Source organism: Natronococcus pandeyae, from assembly GCF_008122205.1.
Lineage (GTDB): Archaea > Halobacteriota > Halobacteria > Halobacteriales > Natrialbaceae > Natronococcus > Natronococcus pandeyae.
The window spans coordinates 84,696-110,456 of record NZ_PHNJ01000014.1; the positions used below are offsets into that span (position 1 = coordinate 84,696).

The following is a 25,761-nucleotide window of genomic DNA, read 5'->3' on the forward strand; positions in this document are numbered from 1 at the left end:
CCTCACCGCGTCTCTTCGGTTCGACGACGGGCGACGACGTCCCGGACGCGGTCGGCCCGGTCTCGATCCGCGACGAGAAGCCGGTCGTCGACGGCAGCGACGATTACGTCCTCGATCCCGACCAGCGAGACGTGCCGGTCCGGCGCGGTGACGACGTTCCCCTCGCTGTCGATCGACAGCACGTCGCCCTCGAGCACGACGGTATCGTCCTCGTCACCGTCGAGCGCGCGGCCGATCGCGTCCCAGGTCCCGAGGTCGTCCCAGCCGACCGACAGCGGCGTGACGTACGCGTCGTCGGTCGTTTCCATGATCGCGTCGTCGACGCTGATTGCGTCGACTGCCTCGAAGCCGCGTTCGGGCTCGCCGTCCTCGAGCGCCGAGACGAGCGCCTCGAGTGGCGAGTCGCGAGCGGCTCGCAACAGCACGGTCGGCGTCCAGGCGAAGATGCCGGCGTTCCAGTAGGCGCCGACCTCGACGAGCCGTCTCGCGTCTTCGCGGTCGGGTTTTTCCGTAAACCGGTCGACGGAGGCGACGTCGCCGACGTCGTTTTCGGCGGCTGCAGGGACGACGTAGCCGTAGCCGACCTCGGGTCGCGTCGGCTCGACGCCGAGGGTGACGAGTCCGCCGGTCTCGAGCGCGAGTTCGGCGGCGCGCTCGCAGGTCGCCGCGAACGCCGCCTCGTCCTCGACGCGGTGGTCGCTGGGGACCGCGAGGAGCACCGGTTCGGCGTCAAACCGGTCGCGCAGCCGCCAGGCGGCGTACACCAGGGCGGGTCCGGTGTCCATGCTCTCGGGTTCGACCAGCACCCCCGCGCTCGGCGCGTGCTCGTGAACCGTGTCGACGTACTCCTCGGTGGTCAGAACGTACCGTTCGTCGGTGAACTGGACGCGCTCGAGCGTCCGCGAGAGCAGCGACCGGTCACCACCGAGCGTGAGAAACTGTTTCGGCCGCCCGGGTCGACTCGCCGGGTAGAGCCGGTTTCCGCTGCCGCCGGCGAGGACGCAGGCGACGATGGGCCGATCCATCGACGGTCACCAGGTTTCGATCCGACCGTCGCGAACGTCTTCGGCACAGCCCTCGCAGTCCGGATGCCCCGCCTCGTAACAGGCCGGCCGGTACTGGTCGTCGAGCAGCGCCGCCCGCCGTTCGGCGTAACGGCGACAGACGATCTTGGCCCGGTTTTGCTCGTCCGTGGGCAAGCCGCGGGCGTTCCTCGCGGACTGGTAGGCACTCCGGGCCTCCTCGAGCTGTCCGTCGCCCGATTTTCGGAACGTCTCGTACTGCTCGCCCGCTTCCTGGAGCTTCGATCGAACAAACTGCTCGAGCCGGCGACGATCCGCCATCGTCGTCCAGTTAGAGAGCGGGCCACATAGTCCCGTCGCCGACGGCCCGGAGTTCCGTTCTACGGCGACGGAGTATCTGGCTGCCGGGCGTGGAGAAGGGTTTTCCCGGCTCGTGTTGCACGCTACCTATGGGCACTGAACAGTCTCGAGAGAGCCGTCACGGAGAGATCGATGCGATCCTCGAGCGAAAGGGCGGCGGCGTCCGAGAGACGCGCGACGAGGCCGACAAGTACACCGTCGTCGGCGCGGCCAGCAGGCGAACGTACGCGAACTGGCTGACGCCGATCGAGGAACACTTCGTCTGCCACCGCAACGACATCCCCGACGCCGACGCGGACGCCTGGAGCGTCTCGCTGACGGGCGATCTCGAGGGAAGATACGCGCTGTCCGAACTCAAAGACGAGTTCCCGACCGTCGCGGTCGCACACACGATGGAGTGTGCCGGGAACGGCCGCGGACAGCACCGGCCGGAGACGGGAAGCGTCCAGTGGGGGTGTGAGGCCGCCGGGACGGCCGTCTGGAGCGGGACGCCGATCAGTTCCGTCCTGCGCGATCAACTGGAGGACGGGTCCGACGGGGCGTGGCTCACCGCCATCGGCGGCGACCCGTCGGACGGCGACGACGTCTTCGCGCGGTCGATCCCGCTCTCGAAGGCGCTCGACGACTGCATCCTCGCCTACGAGATGAACGGCGAACCGCTGCCTCGCGAGCACGGCTTTCCGGTCCGGGTGATCGTCCCCGGCTGGTACGGCGTGAATAGCGTCAAGTGGGTCGAGGAGCTCCGGCTCATGGACACGATGGTCGTCGAGAACTCGCTGGATCGACCCGGCGAGCACGCCTACTGGCAGCAGGAGGCCTACCGGATCCACCCCGCGGACGTCGAACCGGAGTCGAACGAAACCGTCGAGACGGGCGACACGTGGGAACAACTCGAGACGGGGGAGCCAGAACATCCCTACACGTTCGACCAGACCGTGATGTCGATCATCGGTGAACCGGACGGCGAATCGGCCGTCACCGCTCCCGAGGACGGATTGATCGAGATCACGGGCGTCGCGTGGGCCGGCGACGACGACCTCGAGCAGGTCGAGGTTTCGACCGATGGCGGCGACACGTGGAACGCTGCGGAGCTGTTCGGCCCCGACTACGCGGGCGCGTGGCGGCTGTTCCGGTACGACTGGGACGCGACGCCCGGAACACACGTGCTCGTTTCGCGCGCGACCGACGACCAGGGCCGACGACAGCCCATGCGGATCTCGAATCCCGACGCTTGGCGGGGCGCGCTCGAGGCCGACGAGTTCCCCTGGAACGAGGGCGGGTACGCCGCGAACGCCGTCCTGCCGAACGCCGTCGAGGTCGACGTCGAATCGCCGTAGCTGGTCGGAGTAATTCCGCACTACTCCCCGATCAACCGGACCGTTTTCGGACGCTCGCGGAACACTTTCACCCCGGTTCCCTCAATTTAAATACGATCGGGAGCGAAGCTCGGTATGCCTCCCAGTGAAACCAAAGAGGAGGCGTGACACAATGAGCGACGTACGACAGCACGCGGACGACATACACGACCAGTTTTCGGACCACATCGACGTCAGCGTCGACGACGTCGAGGATCGACTGACGACGCTCGTCGACGAGTACAAGGTGCCGATCGACGAAGCACGCCGGAGCGTCACCAACCACTACCTCGAGGAGGCCGGCCTCGACCGCGAGGACCTCTCGAGCGGCTCGAGCGAGGCCGCCCAGGTCGAGGACGTCGACGAACCAGAACAGTGGATCGACCTCACCGCCAAGGTCATCGAACTGTGGGACCCCCGCAGCGACTCCGTCGCGCAGGTCGGCCTGCTGGGCGACCCGACGGGGACGATCAAGTTCACCAAGTGGGCGAAATCCGATCTGCCCGCGCTCGAGGAGGGCGGCGTCTACGAACTTCGTAACGTCGTCACCGACGAGTACCAGGGCCGGTACTCGGTCAAACTCAACAGCACGACCGTCATCGAGGAGCTCGACGAGGAGATCGAGGTCGGCGACGACACGAGCGAGATCGAAGGCGCCCTCGTGGACATGCAAAGCGGCAGCGGCCTCATCAAGCGCTGTCCGAAGGAGGACTGCACGCGAGTGCTCCAGAACGGCCGCTGTAACGAACACGGCGAGGTCGAAGGCGAGTTCGACCTCCGTATCAAGGCCGTCGTCGACGACGGCATCGACGCCCACGAGGTCATCTTCGACAAGGACGCCACCGAGAACCTGACCGGGATCAGTCTCGAGGAGGCCAAGGATATGGCGATGGACGCGCTCGATACGACCGTCGTCGCCGACGAGATCCGCGACCAGATCGTCGGCACTTACTACCGGATCGAGGGGCCGACGTTCGGTCGCTACGTTCTGGCCGACGACGTCGAGGAACTCGACGGGCCGGTCGACGCTGAACAGCTGCTGATCAGAGCGAGGTCGATGTAACATGTCCCAGTCAGAACTCACCCGCGAAGTCGCACGTCGCGCCTTCGCATCCGAATTCAACGATTCGACGTACACGTTCAAGGAAAGCGACGACGAACGCGCACCGAACTACGCGCTGCTCCCGACGGGTGACCGCGCGAACCGCGTGTTCATCGTCGGCACGCTCACCGAGACCGAAGACGTCGGCGAGGACAGCGAGTACTGGCGCGGCCGCGTCGTCGACCCAACGGGGACGTTCTTCGTCTACGCCGGCCAGTACCAGCCCGAGGCGGCCTCCGTCCTCCGCGACACGGAGCCACCGGCGTACGTCTCGATCGTCGGCAAACCCCGCACCTACGAGACCGACGACGGGAGCGTCAACGTCTCCGTCCGTCCCGAGTCCATCGCGATCGTCGACGAGGACACCCGCAGCCGCTGGGTCGTCGAAACCGCCGAGCGCACCCTCGATCGCATCGAGGCCTTCGAGGAGTGGGAAGCAGAGCAGGAAGCCCCCGAGAGCGCCTCGACGGCACCGACGAACGAGTACGCGCAGATGGCCCGCGAGCGCTACGACTCACCGGTCGTCAACTACCGGAACGACGTGATTCAGGCCCTCGAGAGCCTCGAGGAGATCGAGGACACCGAAGCCACGGCCTGAACCGAGCGCGGCTCCGACACCGGTACCGGACCGGTCACAGTTTTTCGATCACTCCGACGGAACAGCCTCGAGCATCGCTCGAATCGCGTCGACCTCGTCGTCAGTTGCCTCGTGGCCGACGCCGGCGTAGCGCCGCTCGGTAACGTCGGCGGCGGCCCTGTCGAACGTCCGTGCAGGTTCGGTGACCCGCTCGAACGCCCGCACGGGTTCGGCGACCCGCTCGAGGTCGATCCCAGGGTGTCGGTGAGCATGGGTGGCCGATCGGATGTGTGGCGAATAGCCTACTCGGCCGGACGAACCCGAAGCGAAATGAATCACGGTCGGTTCCGGCGGGAGCGGACGGGTCGCGCGTCTGACGAATCGTTAAGTATCGTGGCCGACGAACGTTATCGCGATGGGCAACAAGAACAAGACGATCTCGTTTCGCGTGAACGAGGACGCCTTCGAGGCGTTACAGGACATCGCCGAGGAGCGCGACATCTCGTTGTCCGCGGTCTTCCGGGACTACGTCGACTTACTCGTCGAGCACGACGGGCAGGTCGCCGTGGTTCCGGAGGCCGATCTCGAGGCGAACGAGGCGGGCGGGGAGGAAGACCTCTCCTTTCCCCCGACGATCGAGGTTCCCAAGAGCTTCATTCGCGAGCACGAGCGCCTGGAACTGGAGGCCGACCACCTGCGTGAACAGCTCGACGAGTACAAAGCCTACGTGAACGAACTGCAGGACCGACTCGAGGACGAAGAGGACGAAGTCCTCCTGCTCGACGATCTGGACGACGCCGACGGCCCCTCACAGCTCCGCTGAGCGTTACTTCGCGAGATCCTGTTTCGTCCGCCGGATCTCGTCGTGCATTTCGTCCGTGCCCTCGACCCGTGCGAGCCCTTCGGCCGCCTCGAGCGTGCGGACGCCGTTGTCGAGAAAGGACAGCACGTCGCCGGAGTAGGCGTAGACCATGTAGTCGTCGGTCATGACGTCGACGATGGCGTTCGGTCCGAGCCCCTGTGCGCGGAGTTCGAGTATGTACTGGACGAACTTTCGCTCCGGACAGCCACAGTAGGGGTTGTTGTCGCACGCACAGTCGAGGAAGTCACTCGAGAAGTCGAGCACTCGTTCGCGGGTCGCCTCGTCGAGTTTCTCGAGGCCCTCGCCCTGGAAGAGTACGTCAAGCGTTGCGCCTTTGAACGCCCCCTTCGGGATGTTCGTCTCGAGCTGGGAGCTGAGCTGGCGGTGATTCTTGACGTAGATCTTGTCGGTGATAGCCACGCGTTGACGGTCCTACGGCCGTCCGGCCAAAAAGCGTCCCGGTTGCGCGGTTTGAAGTGAACGGAGTGAACGAAAACCACGAAGCGAACGGGGAGCGAACGCAACCCGTGAGCACGCGGGAACGAGAACCGCGAAACGTGAACGGTGACAGCGCGGAATCGGAGATTCCGCGAGCCGTGAGAACGGACGCAAACCGTCCGTGAGCAGAACCCGTGAGCGGGAGCGTGGCGGTCGAAAATGCACGGTACGGAGTCGCACAGTCCCGTCCTCGAGTCGTAACGTATTTTAGGCCAACCGCATGTAGAAGTAAGTGTAAACGTGTCCGGGTTGGGGTAGTGGTTATCCTTCAGCCTTGTGGAGGCTGAGACGCGGGTTCGATTCTCGCACCCGGACTTTTTCGCGACGAGTAAAACGAGGAGCGGAAAAGCCGGAAGGCGAGATCGAACCCTGGGAGAGGCAGCCCGCGAACGGAGTGAGCAGGAACCTCTCCCTACGGTTCGATTCTCGCACCCGGACCTTCTGTAGCGAACAACGTCGTGAGCTACAGAAGTCCTCAGAGAATCGAATCAGGGAGTGAAGCGAACGCAGTGAACGAAACGACCGTGGTTCGATTCTCGCAGTCGGGTTCGATTCTCGTAGCCGCCTTTACCGGCCTAATTCAGGGGGTTCTCCCCACTCCTATTTTTGCGTAGCGGGCGAGATAGCTCGTATGCGGACCTCGACAATACTGATCGTGGTCGGATTTCTCCTGATCGTGATACCGATACCCGTGTTACCACCCCTGGTCGGCACAGTAATCGGAGTGTTCCTCGTCCTCGGCGGTGTTCTTCTCAGAGTTTTCGGCCTCTGAGAGCAGGGACCTTCACCGAACTCGAGGGCCGAACACTCGCGTCTAAAAGTTCGTCACCTTCGACTGGATCCGCCCGTTGTCGATCTGCTCACTGTCCTCGGGATCGCTGAGGTACACCGCCAGATCGCTCATATTCACCTCGTCGCTCTGGTGGAGATACGCGAGTTCGGTGAGCGACAGCGTCTCGCCCTGCTCGAGTTTGTGTCGAAGTTGCCCCACGGTGAGCGACTGGAACGTCACGTCGAGGTCGACGGTCGCGGCGCGGTCGCGTTTCGCCTCGGCGACGTTGATCCCTTCCGCGAGCACCGACTCGAACTCGAGGTCGGTGTCCTCGGTCGCGAGGTAGAGAAACGCGGCGGCCGAAACCATCGCGTCGAAGGCGTCGGTCCCGTTCATGTTTCCGAACCGTTTCTCGAAGACGAGTTCGCGGTCGTGGTCTGCGAGGTGCTCGACGAGGAGTTCGAAGTCGAGCATCGCGTGGTAGATTCGATTACGGATGCGTGCGCGAGCGTTTCGTTCCGATTGTAGGCTTGCGAGGTCGGCCTCGCCGCGAAGGTACGCGCGGTCAGCCTGGCTCAACAGTCCTCGGTCTCGATCGCCCCTCGTCATAACTTGTATCGGGTTATGGCTCGTGATATACACATATATAGATAATCTGTTTCGGATTATCCATACCGTTTCTGTCAAAGACACTATATCAGTTGCTATCGATCACAGAGAAAGAGACGATGAGTAACTCACACTCGGAAATCGACGTCAGTACCGGATCGAACGAAGCCTTTCGGCTCGTCGTGAGCGCCGACGTGCTCCAGCGGACCGTCGCCCTGGTTCACTCGCTGGTCGACGAGTGTCGGATCCAGTTCGACGCTGAAGCGATACGAATATCCGCCGTCGATCCGGCACTCGTCGCGTCCGTCGAACTGACGGTCGACCGGTCCGCGTTCGAGGCCTACGACGCTGCCGATTGTTGCATCGGCGTGGACCTCGAGCGGTTTCGAGACGTCGTCAAGATGGCGAACCGCGACCAACTGGTAGCGCTCACCCTCGATCCGGCGACGAGAAAGCTCGAGATCCGCATCGACGAACTCAGCTACACGCTCGCGCTGCTGGATCCGGAGTCGATCCGGTCGCCACACGACCACTCCGAGTTCGAACTCGAGTTCGCGGGGACGGTCGTCACCGAGGCCGGGGAAATCGACCGCGCGATACGGGCCGCGGATATGGTTTCGGACCACCTTACGCTCAGGATCGACGAAGACGAGGAGGTGTTCTACATGGAAGCGGACGGGGACACCGACGAGCTATCGCTCGAACTCTCCGCGAGTTCGCTCGTCGAACTAACGCCGAACGACGCCCGCTCGATGTTCTCGATCGACTACCTCGAGCCGATCAACCGGGCGACGCCCTCCGACGTCGAACTCGACCTCGAGATCGGAACAGAGGCGCCCGTCGCCGTTCGGTACGAGTTCGCCGACGGGGCTGGCGACGTCGAATACCTGGTCTCGCCGCGAATAACCACGTAAAAAGCGGTCGACACAGTGAGTTCCACGACGGTGTTGAGAGTACACCGACTCGCTGAGAGAATCGGCCACCGTACGCTGCTCACTCACAGTAGTAGCTGAACACGGCCGAGTTTCACAGTGCTGGGCGTCGCTACAGCGGGGCACCGGCCAGCACGAGCGTCGCTCGCTCGTCACCGGTGTTGTGGATCTGGCGGGTCTCCTCGGGATCGAGACGAATTGCGTCGCCCGACTCGAGAGCCACCGTCTCGTTTTCCAGTTCGACGTCGACGCTCCCTGCGACGACGTAGTAGACCTCCTCCTGGCCGGTCTCCGCTTCGTCGTGTTCCTTTCCCTTGCCGCCGGGCTCGAGTTCGAGCACCGTCAGTCCGAGGTGGTCCGTCTCGAGTGCGTCCTTCAGGAACCACATCCCACCGAACTCGTCCGGAACGACCGACTCGACGTCCGCTTTCGACGCGGTATCGTAGCCCATACGCGAGTCACACGCCGGTTAGCCACCTAAACGCAACTCTTCGAGAGAACAACACCTACCGTCGAGAGGGACGTAGTCGGTGTCGATGCCCGGTTCCGAAGACAGCCTCGAGTGTCCCACCTGTACTACCGTCGTCGACCGCGACGACGCGATCCGGACGAAGACGATGGGTGGGCTCGATCCGACGGCGTGGCAGACGCTCTGTTGTCCGGACTGTGGAACGCGCCTGAAGACGGTGTTCGTCGGCGAGTGACGACCGCAGGCTCTCGCGTTTAGCTGCTCCAGCCCGTAGTGTACCTATGGCGGACGCCCGACTCGAGGACGTACTCGACGCGCCCCAACGAAACGCGGCCCTCGGGTGGGCGGTCGTGACGCTTCTCGCCGCACTCGCGATCACGCACGGACTCGACGGCTCCTACCGGTGGTTCGTCTTCACGGGATTCGCGGTCGTCATCGTGCTCGTCCCCGCAGTTGCGTTTCGAGATCCGCTGGTGATGCCGCCCTGGGAACTGCTGGTTCTCGTCCTGGTTCCCGTCGTCGACGCGGCGATACTCGGCGAGTCTCCGCTGACGACCGTCGCCGTTTACGTCGCCGTCGCCGCGATTGCGCTCGTCGTCGCCGTCGAGATCCACCGGTTTACGGCCGTTCGGATGAACCACACGTTCGCGGTCGTCCTGGTCGTGCTCACGACGCTCGCCGTCGCCGGGGCCTGGAACGTCGCCCAGTGGCTGTCGGACGTGACGCTCGGAACCGCCTACGTTCTCGACGGGCGCTCACAGGACGCGGCCAACCGCGCGATGATGATCGACTTCGCCTACGCGGCGGTCGCCGGGCTCCTCGCCGGCGTCGTCTTCGATCGGTACTTCCGGGGACATACGGAACGCGTCCCCGAGCGGAGTCCGACTCCGCTGGAGTCGGCACCCGACGGCGAATCCGTCGCGGTGCCGTCGTTGCTCCGCGACCGGCTGGACGTTCCCGACCGGACCGTCCGGCGACTCGCTCGCGTCCTGCAGGTGGCACTCGCCGTCCTCCTGCTGTACGGTCTCGTCGGACGCGACCTGACGACGGTCGCGAACGCCGCGATCGCGCTCGCGATCACGTTCCTGCCGGCGATTCTCGAGCGGGACTACGGGCTGCCGATCGAGCCGGGGCTCGCGTTCTGGCTCACGGCGGCCGTCTTCCTCCACGCGATCGGTTCGGCCGGACTGTACGGCGCCGTCGGCTCGTGGGATAACCTGACGCACACGGTCTCCGCCTCGATCGTCGCCGCGGCGGGGTACGCGGTCGTCCGGGCTATCGATCTCCACACCGACGAGGTCTACTTCCCCCCGACGATGCTGTTCGGGTTCATCCTCGTGTTCGTCCTGGCGTTCGGCGTCGTCTGGGAACTCGTGGAGTTCGCCGTCGACGAGAGTGCACAGTGGCTCGGCGTCCAGGCGGTCGTCGCCCAGCACGGGATCGACGATACGATCGTCGACCTCCTGTTCGACCTCGTCGGCGCCGTCGTCGCCGCGATCTGGGGTTCGTTTTACCTCACGGATCTCTCCCAGCGCATCGCTGACCGATTCGACGGCTGAGCCGGGCCTCTCGCGGTCGGATTTCGGGACAGTGCCCGAGAAAGAGCAGCGACGCTCGCGCGTGCGCTTTGGCTGATCAGTTTCCGGCCTCGGTCAGTCGCCGGACCTCCTCGTCGGTCAACGACAGCTGCGACGCCGCGAGGTTCGCCTCGAGGTGGTCGGGATCCGACGTTCCCGGGATCGGGAGGATGACGTCCGATCGCTCGAGCAGCCAGGCGAGCGCGACCTGGCGCTTCGTCGCGTCGTGGTCGTCGGCGATCTCGTCGAGCAGGTCGCCGTGGGAGTCGATATCGTCGCCGTTGATCGGGGCCCACGGGATGAAGCCGATGCCGTACTCCTCGCAGGCCTCGAGAACGTCGGCCTCCTCGCGGTCGCCGACGTTGTACCGGTTCTGGACGGTCGCGACGTCGACGTACTCGCGGGCCGTCTCGAGCTGGTCGACCGAGACGTTGCTGAGGCCGACCTGCTCGACGAGCCCCTCGTCTTTCAGTTCGGCGAACGCCTGGACGGAGTCCTCGAACGGCGTGTCGGGATCGGGGCGGTGAAACTGGTAGAGGTCGATCGAGTCGGTCCGGAGCCGGTCGAGCGAGCAGAGCACCTGGTTCCGGATGTAGTCGGGCTCGCCGTGGGCCAGCCATTCGCCCTCTCGGTTGCGCAGCAGGCCGGCCTTCGTCGCGACGAGCACGTCGTCGCGGTCGCCGATGGCCTCGCCGAGGAGCCGTTCGCTCACGCCGGGACCGTAGGAGTCGGCCGTGTCGATGAAGTCGACGCCCCGATCGACGGCGGTTCGAACCAGTTCGCGTGCGGCCTCCTCGTCGTCCGGCGGACCGATGATCTCCGCGCCGCAGAGCCGCATCGCACCGAACCCGAGGCGATGGACGGTTCTCGAGCCGATTTCGAACGTGTCGCTTTCGTTTTCGGTCACAGCTGCAATACCCGAACGAACCCGATAACTGTTGACCGTTCGTCTGCCTGTCTGAAACTGGATACGTCAGGTTCGGATGCAGAGTGGGGCCGTCAGCGGCCCGGGGCGATCTGTCCGACGTGTGAGCGTACGGATTCCGCGACAGGGATCTCGGAACTGATCGATTCGGTGTCAGTCATCGGCGCGGTTACCCGACGGCGGAGAAGACCACGAGCGAGTCCGCTCGGACGTTCGCTCGAGACGACCTATATCGAAATTCGACTGTACACCGTCCAGTAATTACACAAACATGTGGAAAACCATTATGATTCCGATCGGTCATACGATTTCGTATGGGCGAGAACGACACGCACATCGGTCGGCGCAGAGTGCTTCGAGGGATGGGCGGTGGAGCCGTCGTACTGGTCGGACTGGGAAGCGTTGGGGGAGCAAGTGCACAGGAAGCGGTGACGGTAACAGCCGTCTGGACCGAGGAGGAGGAGGAAGACTTCCTCGCGGTGGTCGACCACGTCGAGGACGAGACCGGGCTCGAGATCACGTACGAACCGCGGGACCCCGATACGCTCCTGACGGAGACGTTGATGGACTACGAGGCAGGGATCGCGACGGCGGACATCGTCGTGCTGCCGACGGAGGGTCGGGTCCGGGGAGACGGGGAAGCGGGCCACCTGGAGCCGGTGGGTGATCTGTGGGACGAAGAAGCGTACACCACCGATCACGAGACGGTGGCGGTCGGCGACGAGGTGTACGCCGCCCCGTTCGGCGGCGATATCAAGCCCGGATTCTGGTACCGGCCGTCGTTCTTCGAGGAGCACGGTCTCGAAGAGCCCGAGGACTACGACGAGTTTCTCGACCTGCTCGAGGAGATCGACGGGATCGAGGGCGTCGAGGCGCCGCTGGCGTCCGGTAACGGCGACGGGTGGCCCCTCACCGACGTGGCGGAAGCGTTCATCCTCCGGCAGGAGGACGGAGCCCAACTCCAGCAGGACCTCATCGACGGCGAGGCGTCGCTCACGGACGAGCGCGTCGTCACCGCCTTCGAAGAGCTACAGGAACTCCACCTCGAGGGGTACTTCAGCGAAGTTCGGCAGTTCGGCGTCCAGTACGAGTTCTTCTGGGCGAACGAGACGCCGCTGTACTTCATGGGCTCGTGGACGCCGGCGTTCGGCGCGATCGAGGACCCGGAGGACCTGGATTACTTCATGGTCCCCGGGGCGGAGGCGATGGTGACGAGCATCAACTGGTTTACCGTCCCCACGTACGTGGAAGATGTCGAGGCAGCGAGAGAGGCCGTAGAAGCGATCATCTCGCCTGAGGGCCAGCAGATCTGGACCGAACGCGGCGGCTTCATCCCGACGGCTGTCGACGTCCCGGACGACGCGTTCGAACTCGACATCATGCGCGAAATCTCGGAACAAGCCGAGGAGCTCGAGCTCGTACCCGATCTCGACGACGCGCTGGGAGATCCGTTCCAGGCGGAGTTCTGGTCCCAGTTACTCGGGTTCTGGGCCGAACCCGAGCAGGAGGTCGAACCGATGCTCGAAGAACTCGACGCCGTGCTGCAGGAGACCGTCGAGGAGGACTAACGTGGCGGGAGGTGGTGACGGCGACGGGGGCGGCGCGCTCGAGCCCCTGGTCGTCGTCGGTCAGGAGATTCGGCGCAGCAGCGCCAACGCCGTCGCCGTCGACATCCTGTACGTGTTCACGACGGCGTTCTTCGCCACGCTCGCGGTTCGCGGCTTCTGGCCGGCGCTCATCGCCGCCCTTCCAATCGCGGTCCTGCTCTCGTTCGCCTGGATGTCCTCGCGGCTGTTCTTCCTCGCGAACGTCGTCGTGATCGTCGCGACCGTGGCCGCGACGCGAGCGGGACTCGTGCCGCTGTGAGTGAGGGGTGGCGATTCGGCGAACGCGGAAGGAATCGAACGCCGCCGGTCAGTCCGCGACGGCGGCGACCATCCCCCGCTTGTAGTACCGCTCCAGCAGCAGGAACAGGATCACCGGCACGGCCATCGTCATGATCGAGCCGGCGGCGATCATTCCCCACTCGACCTGGACGCGCCCGCGCATCAACGGGAGGACCTGGGGTGCGAGGTATAGTTCGGGCGAGCGCATGAACACCAGCGGGAAGAAAAAGGCGTTCCAGACCCACGTGAACTGGATGACCGCCACCGAGACGAGCGCTGGCGTCGACAGCGGGAGAATGATCGTCCTGAAGATCTGGTAGCGCGACGCACCGTCGATGCGCGCGGCCTCCTCGAGTTCCTCCGGGATGCCGAGCAGGTAGTTCCGCAGGAACAGCACGACCCAGCCGAGCCCCCAGCCGATGTGGATCAGTATCAGCCCCATGTACGTGTCGAACAGCCCGATCCGCTGGAGGGAGTTGTAGTTCCCCATCGCGACGAGTTCCGGCGGCGCGGCCATCACCAGCAGGATCAGGAAGAACAGCGTCGTCTTCAGCGGGAACTCGAACCGGGCGAACGGGTACGCCGCCATCACGCCCAGGAGCATCACGACCAGCACCGCCGGGATCGTGACGATGAACGTGTTGAGCAGGGCCCGGCTCAGCGGCGCGGTGCTGTAGTTCCACGCCTGGTAGTAGTTCTCGAACGTTATCGACATCCCCTCGAGGTGCCACCAGCCGCCGATGATCTCCGAGAGCGGCCGGAACGACGCCATGAACAGGCCGATGAAGGGGACGATCCAGAGGACGGCGACGGTGATCGCGACGGCGTACTTGAGGGTTCGTCGACTCGAGGGGACGGACTCGGCGAGCCGCGTCCGCCAGGTGCGGTCGTCCGTCGGCGCCGTCTCGGGCACCTCCTCGACCTGCAGGTATCTGTCGGCTTCAGTCGTTTCGTCGGGTCCTGCATCAACGCCGGTCGGTTCGAGTGGGTCGTCTTCGGTCATGTCGAATCACCGCATGCGAGCGATGTAGAGGGCGAGCGGGGCGACGATGAATAGCTGGATCAGCGCCACCACCATCGCCATTCCGTAGTCGATCTCCGGCCGGAACGCGGCGCGATACACCTCGATACCCAGCACCGAGTAGGCGTGGTTCGGTCCGCCAGCGGCGCCCCCGGCGGCGTAGACGATGTCGAACATCCGCATCACCCAGATGATCCCCATGATGACGACGACGGCAGTCACCGGCTTCACCAGCGGCCAGATGACGTCCCAGAACCGCCGCCACGGGCCGGCGCCGTCGACCTTGGCAGACTCGATCAGGGACGGGTCGATGGCGGAGAGCGCCGAACTGTACAGCAGCATGCTGAATCCGGTGTGGACCCAGATCCCGCCCGCGATCAGGGCGTAGATCGCCACCTGCGGCGACTGCGTCCAGTTACGGACGAGGTGATCCTGGCCGAGCACTCTGAGGAGTTCGTTGAAGACCCCGGCCTGGGGATCGTAAATAAACATCAGGACCAGCCCGATGACGATCGGCGGGACGGTAAAGCCCGCGAAGACCATCGAGCGAAGGATGCGTCGGCCCTTCAGATCGGCGAACAGCAACGCCAGCCCGAGGCCGAGGAAGGTGCTCGCCGGGACGTGGACGACGACCCAGAGGAGGTTGTGGGTGAGCGCGCCCATTGGATAGCGAAACTCCTGCATATTCGACCAGTGGACGATGAGCGGATCGGTGAGCGAACGGATCCAGTTGTCGAGGCCGACGAAGTGCTCCATCGTGAAGGTGTCCCACGCGAAGAAGCTCCCGATCGCCGAGTAGACGATCGGCCCGACGGAAAAGATCCCGAAGAGGGTCAGCCCGGGAATCAGGAACACCGCCAGGGCAACCGCCTTCTCGCGATCGAAATCGAAGTCTACGCTCAGGTCTCGGTCGGTATCGAGAGCGTCGATGCGATCTTGTAAGCTCATGGGTGCACGTTTTCGGTTCTACCGTTCAGACGACCAGCTCGCCGTCGTCAGCGTACAGGTAGGCGTCCTCGTCGTCGAACGTCAGATAGACCGTATCGTCCCGCGCAACGGTCGCCTCCGACACTTTCGCGTTCACGATCTGGTCGTTGACGGAAACGTTGACGAGGTCGTACTCGCCCATCGGCTCGATGGTACCCACCGTCCCTTCGATCGCGTTTCCCGACGACGGGCGCGTAGTGGAAACGGTCAGGTCCTCCGGTCGAACGCCGAGTGCGACGGTGCCGTGTACGTCGCTTGCCAGCATACTGGCCGTCCCCGCATCGTCCCGACCCCCCGTTTCTACTGCAGCTTTGGCGTTCATCACACCTTCCAGTTCGACGGTGCCCGCCTCGCCGAGGTCGACCGATCCGTTGCGGCGGGTCCCCCGGAACAGGTTCATCGGCGGCGACCCGATGAACTGGGCGACCCACGCCGTTCTGGGCCGATCGTACAGCTCCTGTGGCGGCGCGACCTGCTGGATCGTCCCCTGGTTCATGACCGCGACCTTGTCGGCCATGCTCATCGCCTCCTCCTGGTTGTGTGTCACGTAGATCGTCGTGATGTCGAGCTCGTTCTGGAGTCGCTTCAGCTCGATGCGCATCTCCTGGCGGAGCTTGGCGTCCAAATTCGACAGCGGCTCGTCGAGGAGGAACACCGACGGCTCCCTGATGATGGCGCGAGCGAGCGCAACCCGCTGGCGCTGGCCACCGGAGAGCGCCGCCGGCTTCTTGTGGGTCTGATCTTCGATGTGGAGCAGTTCCGTGACCGTCTCCACCCGTCGATCCCGCTCGTCGGGTGGTACGCCGCGGACTTTCAACGGATAGCCGATGTTCTGTGCGACCGTCATGTGCGGGTACAGCGCGTAGTTCTGGAAGACCATCGCCACGTTCCGGTCGCTGGGTGAGCGCCCGTCTACCCGCTCGCCGTCGAAGTAGATTGCGCCCTCCGACGGCTGCTCGAGTCCCGCGATCAGCCGTAGCGCCGTCGTCTTCCCGCAGCCCGAGGGGCCGAGAAACACGAGAAACTCGCCGTCCTCGGCCTCGAGATCGAGCTGATAGTTCGCGATAGTTTCTCCCGAATCGAAATATTTGCTAACGTTTTCCATGGAAATCGATGTCATACAGTGCGAAGTACGTCGGATTCACCCATTAATCCCGGCTGCACCGCCAGATTTGTTGATACGATATCGTCGAGTGATTCGGGACATATTCCGCTCCTCCTTCGTCGGTCCGAAATCGAAACGACGCCGAGGCACCGATCGCTGTCTTCGATCGCTACCAGCGGTGCTCAGAGGAACGAAGGTAGCCCGATATCGGGCGATCCCAGTAGCCTCTCGAGTGCGTGACGGCCCGCCGTACCCGTCCTCCCCGGTAGTCGACGGTCATCGCTCGAATCGACGCCAACCGTTATTTGCCGCTCCGGTGACGTCGTCTCCAATGCGATCAGTGGCCGAATACGGTGCGAGTGGCGACGGCACCAACGACGACCGGGGAGCGATTCAGGCGGCCGTGGATGACGCTCACGAAGCGGGCGGCGACCGCGTCTACCTCCCGGCCGGAGAATACCGGGTCGACGGGCCGATCACTCACCGTTCGCGCGTCCATCTGGTCGGCGACGGGATGGGCCCGACGACGATTCGGGCCGAGGGCAAGGGGTTCGCCGCTCTCGAGGGGTTCGGCGAACCGGACGAACCGCTGACGGATCTCGCTGTCGAGCAACTGACCGTCGACGCCTCCGGCGTTCCTGGCGGCGAGTCGTACGATCCAGGCGAGAAGTGTCTCTACTACCAGCACGTCCGCCGCTGTCGGATCGTCGGTGTTCACGCCTACGGCTCGGCGGCGACCGGGATCGGGACCGACATGCTGGTCGACAGTCTCGTCCAGGGGTGCGTCGCGGAGGACTGCGGACGAAACTTCGATGCTGCCCGCGACGGCCTCAACATCGGTTCGAACGGAATCGGTATCGGAACCGGACTCGCGGCCGACGCCGAACCGGTCGTCGTCGCCAACTGTCACGCTCGTGGGAACAGCAACAACGGCATCATGTTCGAGAACCAGGCGACAGGAGAGCGAGCGCGCGAGTACCACGCGGGCCACCTCCTCGTCTACGGCTGTACGGCGATCGGAAACCGGGTCGGGTTCCGAACCTCGGCGGATCGTCGGGTTCGGTTCGCGAACTGCTCGGCGCACGCGAACGAGAAAGACGGGATCGTGATCGACGAGAAGGGCGAGATGGGTCTCGAAATCAGCCCGCCGCCGTTTTCGGCCCGCGAACACAGGATCGACGGCTGTCACGTAACCGAGAACGGCGGCCACGGCGTTCACGTGACGGAGGCCGACGAGAGCGCGGCGATCGACGTCTCGACGTCCCAGATTTCAGCCAACGGCGGTGCGGGCATCCGTATCGCGACGGGCGAGCGGATCGCCGACGTCGCCGTGGCGAACTGTCGCGTCTTCGACAATGGCGGCCCCGGAATCGTCTTCGCCGATGGCGGAGTGGACTTCCGAGTGAGCGACTCCGACGTTTCCGACAACGGCCGCGACGGTGCCACGCCGGAGATCCGCTTCGGCGAGAGCGCGGTCCGCGTGACGGTTTCCGGCTGTCACATCTCCGGGGCGCCGAATTCCCAGGCCCCCGGGATCACCTTCGCCACCGGCCACGATTCCGTGATGATCGTCGGAAACCAGTTCCACGGCTGTACGCCCCTCGAGGCCGACGAACCCCCGGCCGTCGTGCGAGACAACGCCGGCTTCCGAACGGAGACCGCGGGAAGGGCGGAAGCCGTAGGCGACGGCGAGACGACCGAGTTCGTCCTCCCGCACGAACTCGACGTCGCCCCCTCCGTTCGGAACGTCTGGGCCGAAAGCGACGCTGCGACGGGCTTTCACGTCACAACTGCCGACGAAGAGGCGATCGTCGTCGCCTTCGCGGAGCCGCCGGACGCAGACTCGCAACTGCGCTGGGGGTTCGAGCTACGGCGCTGAGTTTCCGTCGTTCGTCGGTACGTACTTGCCTTCGTTCTCGTCGCGGTCCGGATCACCGCCCGTCACCGAATCGCGGTCGACGGGCGGGTAGCTGCGGTCGAATCTCGTTTCGAGGGACTGTACGGGGTACTCGAGTCGAGAGTGGCCGATCATCTCGGATCGGTGTCAGAATTAACGGGCTGCGCCTGCAGGCCGGGTCGTTCTCCCCGGCCATCGATAACGATAGATAGCCATAATATTGCCCGATCAGGAGAACGGCTCCCCCCGGTCTGAACCGCATCGCGGCAGCTAACCCGGAGTGATCTATGGATTCGAACCTACGAAATCAACGACGACAGACGAAAAACACGAACGAGACGAGAGGGGTGAGCAGGCGGCGGTTGCTTCAAACTTCGAGCGCGCTCGGCGCGGGCGCGCTCGCCGGTTGTACTGAAAGCGAGATTTTTGGCGGGGCGTTCGCCGGCTTCGACGAGCAGTCGTTTATCGTCGGCTATCAGCCGTTCTACACCGAGTCGTGGTCGGCGCTCGTAATCCGACACGGCGAACTCGCGGAGAAACACCTTCCCGAGGAGTACTCCGTCGCGAGCTGGGAGGTCGCCCTGCAGGGGGCGGTGATCGGAAACAAGATGATCTCGGAGCAGAACGACATCGGCTACACCGGCGACATGCCGACGATCACCGCGATCGCGAACGACGAGACGCCGATCGACATGGTCGCCATCGCCGGCTTCTCCGAGGGGCAGCAGTGTAACCTCTGTTTCGTCCCCGCCGACTCCGACATCGAGGAGGCCCAGGACCTGGACGGCCGAGAGATCGGCGTCACGACGGGCACCTGTACCCACCGGTTCCTTCTCGAGGCGATCCAGGAGGAAGGAATCGACGTCGACATCTCCGACCAGGGCATGCAGACGGTGATAACGAACATCCGCGAAGGAAACCTCTCGGCCGGCGCCGGCTGGGAGCCCTCACCCTCGCGGTCGGTCATTCAGGAGAGCGCCGCGGAGTACCTGTTCACGGGCGCGGACTACGACATGAACGACACCGCCGGCCTGCTGATGCTGGACTCGCTGGTCGAGAACCACCCCGAGGCCGCGAAAGGGTGGTTGAAGGCCGAACTCGAGGCCAAGCATATCATGGCGACCGATCCCGAACGGACCATCGACCTGATCCAGCAGGAGGGACAGCTTCGCGACTACGAGCGCGAGACGCTGTACGGGACCCTCTACGAGAACATCGACGTCAATCCCGACGTCGAACGAATGCTGTTCTACACCGACTACGAGGCCGTCGACGAGGCCGAGCAGCTGATGAAAAACGAGGCGCCGGAGTTCCTCCACGAAAATCAGGGGGTCATCTCGGGCATGCCGCCCGACGAACGATACCGCACCGAACCCTTGCAGGCGGCGATCGACGAACTCGAGGACGAAGTCGACTGGGACCCGCTTCGGGAGGCCGAACGATGAGCGCGGAATCACTCGAGCGGCTCCAGCGCCAGGTCGGCAACTGGACCGTCCCGCTCCCCTCGAAGCGCGTCCGACAGTTGCTCTCGATAGCGTTGTTTCTCGCCCTCTGGTCGGCCGCCGTCCGCGTCGGGTTCCTCGGGTTCGACAAGTTCGTCGGCCCCGAAACGACGTTCCAGACGATGCTGTCGGCACTCGGCGGCACGCCGATGACCGACGGCGGAGAGACGATCTACGAACACTCGGCGTACTCGGCGCTCCGGGTCCTCGTCGCGGTCACCATCGCGATTCTCGTCGCCATCCCGCTCGGACTGACGATCGGGACGAGCAGGCGCTGGGAGGACGCGCTGTTCCCGGCACTCGAGGTGTTCCGTCCCGTCCCGCCGGTAGCCTGGGTTCCGATCGCCCTGCTCCTGATGCCGACGTTCCGAAGCGGTGTGATCTTCGTGGTGTTCGTCGGGGCGTTCTTCCCGATCCTCGTCAACACCATCGAGGGCGTCAGGACCGTCGAGGAGGAGTACGTCCAGGCGGCCGCGAGCCTCGGCGCCGAGTCGCGCGATATCTTTCGACACGTGATCATCCCCGCGACGCTGCCGTCGATCGTCACCGGCGTCTCGCTGGGCGTCGGACTGGCGTGGATTACGGTCGTCGCCGCCGAGATGATCGCCGGCGGCGTCGGTATCGGCTACATCATCTTCCAGGCCTACCGACTGCTCCAGACCGACGTCGTCGCGGTCGGCATGATCGCGATCGGTTTCCTTGGCTACGTCTCAGCTGCAGCGGTTCACCAGACTGGAAACTACCTCACCCGATGGCAGGAAATCGACTAACCAACTACCCACCCCTAACGAAACACTATGAGCAAACACGACTCTCCGACCGACGATCCGACGACCGCAGGACCGACACCCGACTCGACCGGCAAGACCGGCGCGATCGACATCAACGACCTGAGCAAGATCTACGATCCCGAGGGCGAGCGCGTCGTCGCGGTCGAGGGCATGGACCTCGATGTCGAAGCCGAAGAGTTCGTCGCGCTGCTCGGCCCCTCGGGCTGCGGGAAAAGCACCGTTATGGAGTGCATCGCCGGCTATCTCGAGCCTACCGACGGCGAAGTCCTCGTCGACGGCAACACGATTTCCGAACCCGACCCGAAACGCGGCGTCGTCTTCCAGGAGAACCGACTGTTCCCCTGGAAGACGATCAAGGAGAACGTCGAGTTCGGCCCGCGAATGCACAAGGGCGTCGAGGAAGGGCGTGCGGAATCGATCCTCGACGAGATGGGTCTCGACGGGTTCGAGGCCTCGTACCCCTCGGGACTCTCCGGCGGGATGCAACAGCGCGCCGAGCTCGCCCGGTTGCTCGCGAACGACCCCGCAATCATGCTGATGGACGAGCCCTTCAGCGCGCTCGACGCCCTCACCAAGGAGATCATGCAGAAGAAGCTGCTCGAGGTGTGGGAGCGCGACAACCGGACGGTGCTGTTCATCACGCACGACGTCGAGGAGGCGATCCTGCTGGCCGATCGCGTGGTCATCATGACCGCCCGTCCCGGCCAGGTGAAAGACGTCATCGACGTCGACATCGAACGGCCGCGTGATCCCGAGGTCGTCACGACCGACCGGTTCACCGAACTGCGAGAACGAGCGCTCTCCGTAATCCGAGAGGAGGCCCAGCGCGCACTCGAGCAGGAGGAAGGGGGATAATGGATTCGCGACGTCGACTCGTCCGCGCGGGATCGATCCTCGCGGTCCCGATCCTCTGGCTCGTTGCCAGCCGGTTTGGAATCCTCCCCGGGCTGCCGACACCGGTCGAAGTGCTCGACGCGTACGTTGGCGAACTCTACCGCGAAGACTTCTGGATCTCCACGATTCGGAGCACGATTCGCGTGCTCAGTTCGTTCGCCATCGCGGCGGCGGTAGCGATCCCGCTCGGGCTGCTGATCGGTCGGTACACCGTCTTCGCCGACCTGACCTTTCCGGCCCTCGAGATGCTCCGGCCGATCCCGCCGATCGCGTGGATCCCCTTCACGATCCTCGTGCTCCCCGCGGCGGAGCTCTCGATCATGTTCATCACGTTCCTCGGCGCCTTCTTCCCGATCCTGCTCAACACGATCCAGGGCGCGCGCGGCGTCGAGGTCGAGTACTCGCGAGCCGCGCAGTCGCTCGGTGCGACCTCCTACCAGACGTTCCGCCACGTCATCTATCCCAGCGCGCTGCCCGCGATCCACGCCGGGATGATCGTCGGCATGGGACTCGCGTGGGTCAACCTCATCGCCGCCGAGATGGTCGCGGGCGGGACCGGTCTCGGATTCCTGACGTGGTCGGCCTACACGAGCGGCTCGTATCCGACCATCATCGTCGGCATCATCACCATCGGACTACTCGGGGCGGCCTCCTCGGCGCTCGTGCGGTTGCTCGGCGACTGGCAGATCGATTGGGCCAAGGAGCAACCGGCCTGATCGGGCGGCGGATAAGAGGGATTCAGACCCGGCACTTCCAACAGTACCGGTGGAGTCGACGACCGCGAATAGTTATCACGAGTCGTGAAACGTAGATAGCGAGTAGCTGGGTCCACCACGACACCTACGAGGTCGAGGCTACGGCGGGGACCACCTCACGTTCAGCGTCAAGGTGCATCAGTTGCGGCGAAACGGTCTGCGGGGAACTGGCCCTCGACAACACCAGCGGCTTCAGTCTCGGATGGGCGACGCTCGAGGAGACCGGCACCTATCGAATCGCCGCGACGAGTCGGGTCTCCGACTCGAGGGTCGAGTACGCGCTACGGATGTACTGTTCGGAGAGTTCGGAGTGACCGAGAGGAGTTTCCGCTCGAGACCGGACCGCTGCCGGGTTGCTGTACTCGAGTGACGGTCGTCCGACGGGCGGCGCGACTGCCCGTACCGGTCCTCGGATACGCTTCGAATCCCCGACCTCGAGACGGGGATCGATTGTACCGAGTCGGAAGCGATTAGAACTCCTCGGCGGTATCGATACCGACGACGACGCCGCGCTCGTCTTCTTCGAAGCGCTCGTCGACGCCGACGGCGTCGGCGAACATGAGTTGCGCTTGTTCGGTGTGTGCGAATTCGACTGCGGCAGCCACCTCGTCCTCGAACTCGAACTCGTCGATCAGGTCGTCCCACACGGGTTCGGGAACGCGATACGCTCGAGTGCCGTCGACGGTTGCGTAGTCGTGGTCCCGTTCGAACTCGGAGTGGCGGCCGATCAACGTCGAGTGGAGCACGACGAGCGCGTCCGCGATCGGTGCTGCGCCGACCTCGGATCGGGCGGTAGTTCGCTCGAGGACGGCGTCGTCGATTGCTGCTTCGCTCGTTTCGACGGACTGGTCGTCGGACATAGTTTCGTGGAGGACGTCGTGGTGTAACGGTTTTGGGCTTTCAGCCGTACCGAGAGACGAGTCTCGAGTGCGTGTCACAGCTTGCGGGTTTGCTCGCGAGCGTTGCCACCTCCAGAATTGAAGTCTCTCGCGAACAACTCGTGAACGAGAGAAACACCGCCTCCCGGATTTCACTTTGCTCCTCACGGACGACTCGCTACGCTCGTCGTCTTGTTCGTCACAAAAGTGCCGCCTCCCGGATTTGAACCGAAGGAAGACGGTCGCCCTCGCTCCGCTCGGGCGCTGCGACTTCCAGGGTTCAGAATCCGTCCGGATACCAGTTCTGTTGCTCACGAGTTGTTCGCAACAGAAATACCGCCTCCCGGATTTGAACCACGGTCGGAGCGAAGCTCCTCCCTGATTCAAATCCGGTCGGTTGGATACTTTCCGCTCGGCGAATTGCCTCGCGGAAAAGTATGCCGCCTCCCGGATTTGAACCGGGGACAGCTCGATCTTCAGTCGAGTGCTCTCCCAGTCTGAGCTAAGGCGGCCTACTCCCAATTCCGTTCAGGGTATAAAAAAGGATTTCGAATCCGAGTCGGTGCTCGAGCCGGTCAAAAGATATGAGGATTTATTCACGGTATTCGGAATAACGAAAATGAACGAACGATAACGGAGAGAATAACGCAAAGTATACCGTCGATTTACCGCTGTGTGTTGGATTTGGAGATATTCAAGACACCCTTTTCCGCTCTGCCGGGTAACAGTATGTTATGGCAGCACTTGGCTCGGATCAGGACGACCAGGAACTGTCGGCAGACACGATCCTCGAGCTGCTGGCGAACCGTCGACGACGGTATCTCCTGTACGCGCTTCGGGGCCAAGAGGGACCGATCGAACTCTCGAGGGTCGCCGAACAGGTCGCCGGCTGGGAGCACGACGTTCCGCCAGACGAGGTCGCCAAAAACGAATACAAGAGCGTCTACGTCTCGTCGGTACAGTGTCACGTCCCGAAACTGGCCGACGCGGGCGTCGTCGACCACGACGAGGAGAACCATACCGTCGTCCTGTCGGACAACTTCAAACAACTCGAGCCCTATCTCCGGATCGTCGTCAAGGACGAACCGGAGAACTCGACGCTCCACGCCGCGCTCGAGGCGGAGTCCGAAGGGGGCCTCATCGGACAGATCCGGGAGAACGTCGCTCGACTCAAGCACTGACTACCCGTGCCTATGTCCGGTCTACTCCGCTCAATGGCGTGCTACACGCCGACTCCTCCCGTCCGCCCTCGATCCGTTCCAGGTCGCTAAGTCGAACGAAATTGCCCTCGTACCGAGCCAACGATCCCGAACAGCGGTTGCTCCGTCGTCCGGTGATCGAAGAGGGTCGCCTCGAGACGCTCCTGGACCGTATCGGCAACGGAACGGAAACGCCGAGCGAGTTCGATAGCTGGCCGTGGATCGTCTGAGGCGTCGGAACACCCGGTATCGGAATTTTCGGAACGCGAGGAAGGAGAGTAATATAGTACTGACGAGTAGAAACAAACAGGCACGACGGGTCCGCCGAACCGTGACGTCGCGCCCAAGTGCTCCACCAAGCGTCCGACCCAGCTACAGGACCGGATCTGCCAGCGCACCCTCCCGAGATGAGATCATGAATTCGAACACGTCCCCCACCTCGAGTGTCAGATGGACCGCGTTCAAGCGCACGTTCTTCGCGATCCTGACCGTCGCCTTCGCGGCGTTCGTCGTCTGGATGGACGGGCAGCCGACGGCCGTCTTCTTCGGCGCCCTCGTCCTGTTGCTCGTCGCCTTCGGCGTCGAGTTGCGGACGGTCGAACTCCCACCCGGACTCACGATCACGTTTGGCGACGAACAGTCGGGGGAGGATCGACGCGACGAGGAACCCGACGACGACCGCGAGTGAGTCCAGTCGTACAGCGGTGGGAGGACCTCGAGGACGGCGGTACCGACTCGGTTTTCGGACCGATCAGTCTCGCGTAGACGGCCGTTGTGTCCACAGCCACCCTGCACCTCGGTTCGCAGCACTCACGAGCATCGAAGACAACAAAGCGCTCGTCCGCCGCAGGCAGGAAGCCGTCCGTCACGAGGCTGCTCACGTGTTATTCCCAAAGAGATGGGCTCGGGCGGGTTCGAACCACGGTCGCAGCGAAGCTGCTCCCTGATTCGAATCCGCCCTCGGTCCACATACCTGCTGCTCGCGGGTTTGCTCGCAGCAGGAAGTGGGCTCGGGCGGGTTCGAACCACTTCTGAGAACCTGCTCGCTTTGCTCGCAGAACCTCAGTATAGTTCGAACCGCTCTCACGTCACGATGCTGCCGCTCACGAATTGTTCGCGGCAGCAATAGTGGGCTCGGGCGGGTTCGAACCACCGACCTCGGCCTTGTAAAGGCCGCGTCATAACCAGCTAGACCACGAGCCCGTATCGGGAACAAATCACCCCGTCCGAATAACCTTTACTTTCTCGAGTCGGACGTGTGGCATGGTCCTCGAGCGGGTCTGGAAAGGACTGCTCCTCGTCGCAGCACTCGCCGTCGTCGGGATGTTCCTCGTCCAACTGGGCGTCGTGGCAGCGCCCTGGAGCGAGGATCGAACCGAGGTCCGGGTTCTCGACGGCGACGGCGAACCGAAAGCCGTCGTCGAGGCCGAAGTCGCGGACACCCCCGGCGAGCGACACACCGGGTTGAGCGACCACGACTCCCTCGAGTCGGGCGAGGGAATGCTGTTCGTCCACGGCGACGAGGACGAGCGAACGTACGTCATGCGGGACATGGACTTCGGCATCGACATCATCTTCGTCGGTGCTGACGGCGAGATCACGACGATCCACCAGGCGCCCGAACCCGGTCCCGACGAGGACGGCAACGAACAGCAGTACAGGGGGGAGGCGAAGTGGGTCCTCGAGGTGCCTCTCGGCTACGCGAGCGAAACCGGCATGGAACCCGGCGACGAGGTCGAGATCGGACTCGAGGACGACGAATGAGGCGACGGCGACGAAACCGCGT

Annotated in this window: 30 protein-coding genes and 3 tRNA genes; 20 read left to right on the forward strand and 13 right to left on the reverse strand. The window is 64.0% G+C overall.

The genetic code is table 11. The annotated features are described in order from the left end of the window. Positions 1 to 2: 2 nt before the first annotated feature. Together CV102_RS20220 and CV102_RS20225 are read right to left on the reverse strand one after the other, a co-directional pair. Positions 3 to 1,025 carry a mannose-1-phosphate guanylyltransferase gene (locus tag CV102_RS20220; RefSeq protein ID WP_148859842.1) on the reverse strand — a complete coding sequence of 341 codons (1,023 nt, stop codon included), beginning with the start codon at positions 1,023 to 1,025 and terminating at the stop codon, positions 3 to 5. 6 nt (positions 1,026 to 1,031) lie between these two features. Beyond that, complete coding sequence (locus tag CV102_RS20225; RefSeq protein ID WP_148859843.1) at positions 1,032 to 1,343, reverse strand: DUF7091 family protein; 312 nt, start codon at positions 1,341 to 1,343, stop codon at positions 1,032 to 1,034. Between the two features lie 128 nt (positions 1,344 to 1,471). Here CV102_RS20225 and CV102_RS20230 point away from each other — a divergent pair, with 128 nt between their 5' ends. The 3 genes from CV102_RS20230 to CV102_RS20240 all read left to right on the forward strand — a co-directional run bounded on the left by CV102_RS20230 (position 1,472) and on the right by CV102_RS20240 (position 4,437). After that, positions 1,472 to 2,719, forward strand: a complete 1,248-nt coding sequence (locus tag CV102_RS20230; RefSeq protein ID WP_148859844.1) for a sulfite oxidase — start codon at positions 1,472 to 1,474, stop codon at positions 2,717 to 2,719. 151 nt (positions 2,720 to 2,870) lie between these two features. Further along, positions 2,871 to 3,800 carry a replication factor A gene (locus CV102_RS20235; protein ID WP_148859845.1) on the forward strand — a complete coding sequence of 310 codons (930 nt, stop codon included), beginning with the start codon at positions 2,871 to 2,873 and terminating at the stop codon, positions 3,798 to 3,800. A gap of 1 nt (position 3,801) precedes the next feature. Beyond that, positions 3,802 to 4,437 carry an RPA family protein gene (locus CV102_RS20240; protein ID WP_148859846.1) on the forward strand — a complete coding sequence of 212 codons (636 nt, stop codon included), beginning with the start codon at positions 3,802 to 3,804 and terminating at the stop codon, positions 4,435 to 4,437. Positions 4,438 to 4,485: 48 nt separating this feature from the next. Here CV102_RS20240 and CV102_RS26160 read toward each other — a convergent pair whose 3' ends face one another. Further along, a complete protein-coding gene (locus tag CV102_RS26160; RefSeq protein WP_187433050.1) occupies positions 4,486 to 4,641 on the reverse strand; it encodes a hypothetical protein in 156 nt (51 codons plus the stop codon). Between the two features lie 190 nt (positions 4,642 to 4,831). Between CV102_RS26160 and CV102_RS20245 the strand changes: the two genes are divergently transcribed. Next, the gene (locus CV102_RS20245; protein ID WP_148859847.1) at positions 4,832 to 5,239 is read left to right on the forward strand and encodes a CopG family transcriptional regulator; all 408 of its coding nucleotides are present in this window, start codon (positions 4,832 to 4,834) and stop codon (positions 5,237 to 5,239) included. 3 nt (positions 5,240 to 5,242) lie between these two features. On the opposite strand, the gene CV102_RS20250 is transcribed toward CV102_RS20245, so the two are convergent. Beyond that, complete coding sequence (locus CV102_RS20250) at positions 5,243 to 5,698, reverse strand: DUF5814 domain-containing protein (RefSeq protein ID WP_148859848.1); 456 nt, start codon at positions 5,696 to 5,698, stop codon at positions 5,243 to 5,245. A 321-nt stretch (positions 5,699 to 6,019) separates the two neighbouring features. Here CV102_RS20250 and CV102_RS20255 point away from each other — a divergent pair. Together CV102_RS20255 and CV102_RS26165 are read left to right on the forward strand one after the other, a co-directional pair. Then, positions 6,020 to 6,091, forward strand: a tRNA-His gene (locus tag CV102_RS20255). A 316-nt stretch (positions 6,092 to 6,407) separates the two neighbouring features. Next, positions 6,408 to 6,548: a hypothetical protein gene (locus CV102_RS26165; RefSeq protein WP_187433051.1), complete on the forward strand. Its 141-nt coding sequence runs from the start codon at positions 6,408 to 6,410 to the stop codon at positions 6,546 to 6,548. Positions 6,549 to 6,590: 42 nt separating this feature from the next. Here CV102_RS26165 and CV102_RS20260 read toward each other — a convergent pair whose 3' ends face one another. After that, the gene (locus tag CV102_RS20260) at positions 6,591 to 7,157 is read right to left on the reverse strand and encodes a hypothetical protein (RefSeq protein ID WP_148859849.1); all 567 of its coding nucleotides are present in this window, start codon (positions 7,155 to 7,157) and stop codon (positions 6,591 to 6,593) included. Between the two features lie 119 nt (positions 7,158 to 7,276). On the opposite strand from CV102_RS20260, the gene CV102_RS20265 reads away from it, so the two are divergent. Next, on the forward strand, positions 7,277 to 8,071 hold the full coding sequence (locus tag CV102_RS20265) for a DNA polymerase sliding clamp (RefSeq protein WP_148859850.1): 795 nt from the start codon (positions 7,277 to 7,279) through the stop codon (positions 8,069 to 8,071). Between the two features lie 130 nt (positions 8,072 to 8,201). Here the strand turns inward: CV102_RS20265 and CV102_RS20270 are convergent, their stop codons facing one another. After that, positions 8,202 to 8,540, reverse strand: a complete 339-nt coding sequence (locus tag CV102_RS20270) for a cupin domain-containing protein (protein WP_148859851.1) — start codon at positions 8,538 to 8,540, stop codon at positions 8,202 to 8,204. 85 nt (positions 8,541 to 8,625) lie between these two features. Here CV102_RS20270 and CV102_RS26170 point away from each other — a divergent pair, with 85 nt between their 5' ends. Together CV102_RS26170 and CV102_RS20275 are read left to right on the forward strand one after the other, a co-directional pair. After that, positions 8,626 to 8,793 (forward strand): hypothetical protein, encoded by a 168-nt coding sequence (locus tag CV102_RS26170; RefSeq protein WP_187433052.1) that lies wholly within the window; start codon positions 8,626 to 8,628, stop codon positions 8,791 to 8,793. A 46-nt stretch (positions 8,794 to 8,839) separates the two neighbouring features. Next, a complete protein-coding gene (locus CV102_RS20275; protein ID WP_148859852.1) occupies positions 8,840 to 10,117 on the forward strand; it encodes a hypothetical protein in 1,278 nt (425 codons plus the stop codon). Between the two features lie 76 nt (positions 10,118 to 10,193). On the opposite strand, the gene CV102_RS20280 is transcribed toward CV102_RS20275, so the two are convergent. After that, the gene (locus CV102_RS20280) at positions 10,194 to 11,042 is read right to left on the reverse strand and encodes an aldo/keto reductase (protein WP_148859853.1); all 849 of its coding nucleotides are present in this window, start codon (positions 11,040 to 11,042) and stop codon (positions 10,194 to 10,196) included. 332 nt (positions 11,043 to 11,374) lie between these two features. On the opposite strand from CV102_RS20280, the gene CV102_RS20285 reads away from it, so the two are divergent. Both CV102_RS20285 and CV102_RS20290 read left to right on the forward strand, forming a co-directional pair. Then, the gene (locus tag CV102_RS20285) at positions 11,375 to 12,628 is read left to right on the forward strand and encodes an ABC transporter substrate-binding protein (RefSeq protein ID WP_148859854.1); all 1,254 of its coding nucleotides are present in this window, start codon (positions 11,375 to 11,377) and stop codon (positions 12,626 to 12,628) included. A gap of 1 nt (position 12,629) precedes the next feature. After that, on the forward strand, positions 12,630 to 12,926 hold the full coding sequence (locus tag CV102_RS20290) for a hypothetical protein (RefSeq protein WP_233710756.1): 297 nt from the start codon (positions 12,630 to 12,632) through the stop codon (positions 12,924 to 12,926). 48 nt (positions 12,927 to 12,974) lie between these two features. On the opposite strand, the gene CV102_RS20295 is transcribed toward CV102_RS20290, so the two are convergent. From CV102_RS20295 to CV102_RS20305, 3 genes are read right to left on the reverse strand one after another with little or no spacing between them, the layout of a single operon-like run. Then, on the reverse strand, positions 12,975 to 13,949 hold the full coding sequence (locus CV102_RS20295; RefSeq protein WP_148859855.1) for a carbohydrate ABC transporter permease: 975 nt from the start codon (positions 13,947 to 13,949) through the stop codon (positions 12,975 to 12,977). A gap of 6 nt (positions 13,950 to 13,955) precedes the next feature. Further along, the gene (locus tag CV102_RS20300; RefSeq protein ID WP_148859856.1) at positions 13,956 to 14,915 is read right to left on the reverse strand and encodes a carbohydrate ABC transporter permease; all 960 of its coding nucleotides are present in this window, start codon (positions 14,913 to 14,915) and stop codon (positions 13,956 to 13,958) included. Between the two features lie 25 nt (positions 14,916 to 14,940). Beyond that, entirely contained in the window at positions 14,941 to 16,059 is a 1,119-nt protein-coding gene (locus tag CV102_RS20305) for an ABC transporter ATP-binding protein (protein WP_148859857.1), read from the reverse strand. A gap of 331 nt (positions 16,060 to 16,390) precedes the next feature. On the opposite strand from CV102_RS20305, the gene CV102_RS20310 reads away from it, so the two are divergent. The 5 genes from CV102_RS20310 to CV102_RS20330 all read left to right on the forward strand — a co-directional run bounded on the left by CV102_RS20310 (position 16,391) and on the right by CV102_RS20330 (position 21,859). After that, entirely contained in the window at positions 16,391 to 17,938 is a 1,548-nt protein-coding gene (locus CV102_RS20310) for a glycosyl hydrolase family 28-related protein (RefSeq protein ID WP_187433053.1), read from the forward strand. A gap of 305 nt (positions 17,939 to 18,243) precedes the next feature. Further along, positions 18,244 to 19,401, forward strand: a complete 1,158-nt coding sequence (locus CV102_RS20315; protein WP_148859859.1) for an ABC transporter substrate-binding protein — start codon at positions 18,244 to 18,246, stop codon at positions 19,399 to 19,401. Beyond that, a complete protein-coding gene (locus CV102_RS20320; protein ID WP_148859860.1) occupies positions 19,398 to 20,228 on the forward strand; it encodes an ABC transporter permease in 831 nt (276 codons plus the stop codon). The genes CV102_RS20315 and CV102_RS20320 overlap by 4 nt, the downstream gene beginning before the upstream one ends. Before the next feature lie 27 nt (positions 20,229 to 20,255). Beyond that, positions 20,256 to 21,104 carry an ABC transporter ATP-binding protein gene (locus CV102_RS20325; protein ID WP_148859861.1) on the forward strand — a complete coding sequence of 283 codons (849 nt, stop codon included), beginning with the start codon at positions 20,256 to 20,258 and terminating at the stop codon, positions 21,102 to 21,104. Further along, on the forward strand, positions 21,104 to 21,859 hold the full coding sequence (locus tag CV102_RS20330) for an ABC transporter permease (RefSeq protein ID WP_148859862.1): 756 nt from the start codon (positions 21,104 to 21,106) through the stop codon (positions 21,857 to 21,859). Before CV102_RS20325 ends, CV102_RS20330 begins: the two co-directional genes overlap by 1 nt. A 509-nt stretch (positions 21,860 to 22,368) precedes the next feature. Here the strand turns inward: CV102_RS20330 and CV102_RS20335 are convergent. Next, a complete protein-coding gene (locus CV102_RS20335) occupies positions 22,369 to 22,758 on the reverse strand; it encodes a hypothetical protein (RefSeq protein ID WP_148859863.1) in 390 nt (129 codons plus the stop codon). Between the two features lie 456 nt (positions 22,759 to 23,214). Further along, positions 23,215 to 23,288: transfer RNA gene (locus CV102_RS20340), tRNA-Phe, on the reverse strand. Between the two features lie 222 nt (positions 23,289 to 23,510). On the opposite strand from CV102_RS20340, the gene CV102_RS20345 reads away from it, so the two are divergent. The 3 genes from CV102_RS20345 to CV102_RS20350 all read left to right on the forward strand — a co-directional run bounded on the left by CV102_RS20345 (position 23,511) and on the right by CV102_RS20350 (position 24,663). After that, on the forward strand, positions 23,511 to 23,957 hold the full coding sequence (locus CV102_RS20345) for a DUF7344 domain-containing protein (RefSeq protein ID WP_148859864.1): 447 nt from the start codon (positions 23,511 to 23,513) through the stop codon (positions 23,955 to 23,957). Between the two features lie 101 nt (positions 23,958 to 24,058). Then, the gene (locus CV102_RS26175; protein WP_187433054.1) at positions 24,059 to 24,205 is read left to right on the forward strand and encodes a hypothetical protein; all 147 of its coding nucleotides are present in this window, start codon (positions 24,059 to 24,061) and stop codon (positions 24,203 to 24,205) included. A gap of 185 nt (positions 24,206 to 24,390) precedes the next feature. Beyond that, complete coding sequence (locus tag CV102_RS20350) at positions 24,391 to 24,663, forward strand: hypothetical protein (RefSeq protein WP_187433055.1); 273 nt, start codon at positions 24,391 to 24,393, stop codon at positions 24,661 to 24,663. Between the two features lie 441 nt (positions 24,664 to 25,104). On the opposite strand, the gene CV102_RS20355 is transcribed toward CV102_RS20350, so the two are convergent. Continuing rightward, a tRNA-Val gene (locus CV102_RS20355) sits at positions 25,105 to 25,178 on the reverse strand. Positions 25,179 to 25,238: 60 nt separating this feature from the next. Between CV102_RS20355 and CV102_RS20360 the strand changes: the two genes are divergently transcribed. Then, positions 25,239 to 25,739: a DUF192 domain-containing protein gene (locus tag CV102_RS20360; RefSeq protein ID WP_148859865.1), complete on the forward strand. Its 501-nt coding sequence runs from the start codon at positions 25,239 to 25,241 to the stop codon at positions 25,737 to 25,739. The last annotated feature ends 22 nt before the right edge of the window (positions 25,740 to 25,761 follow it).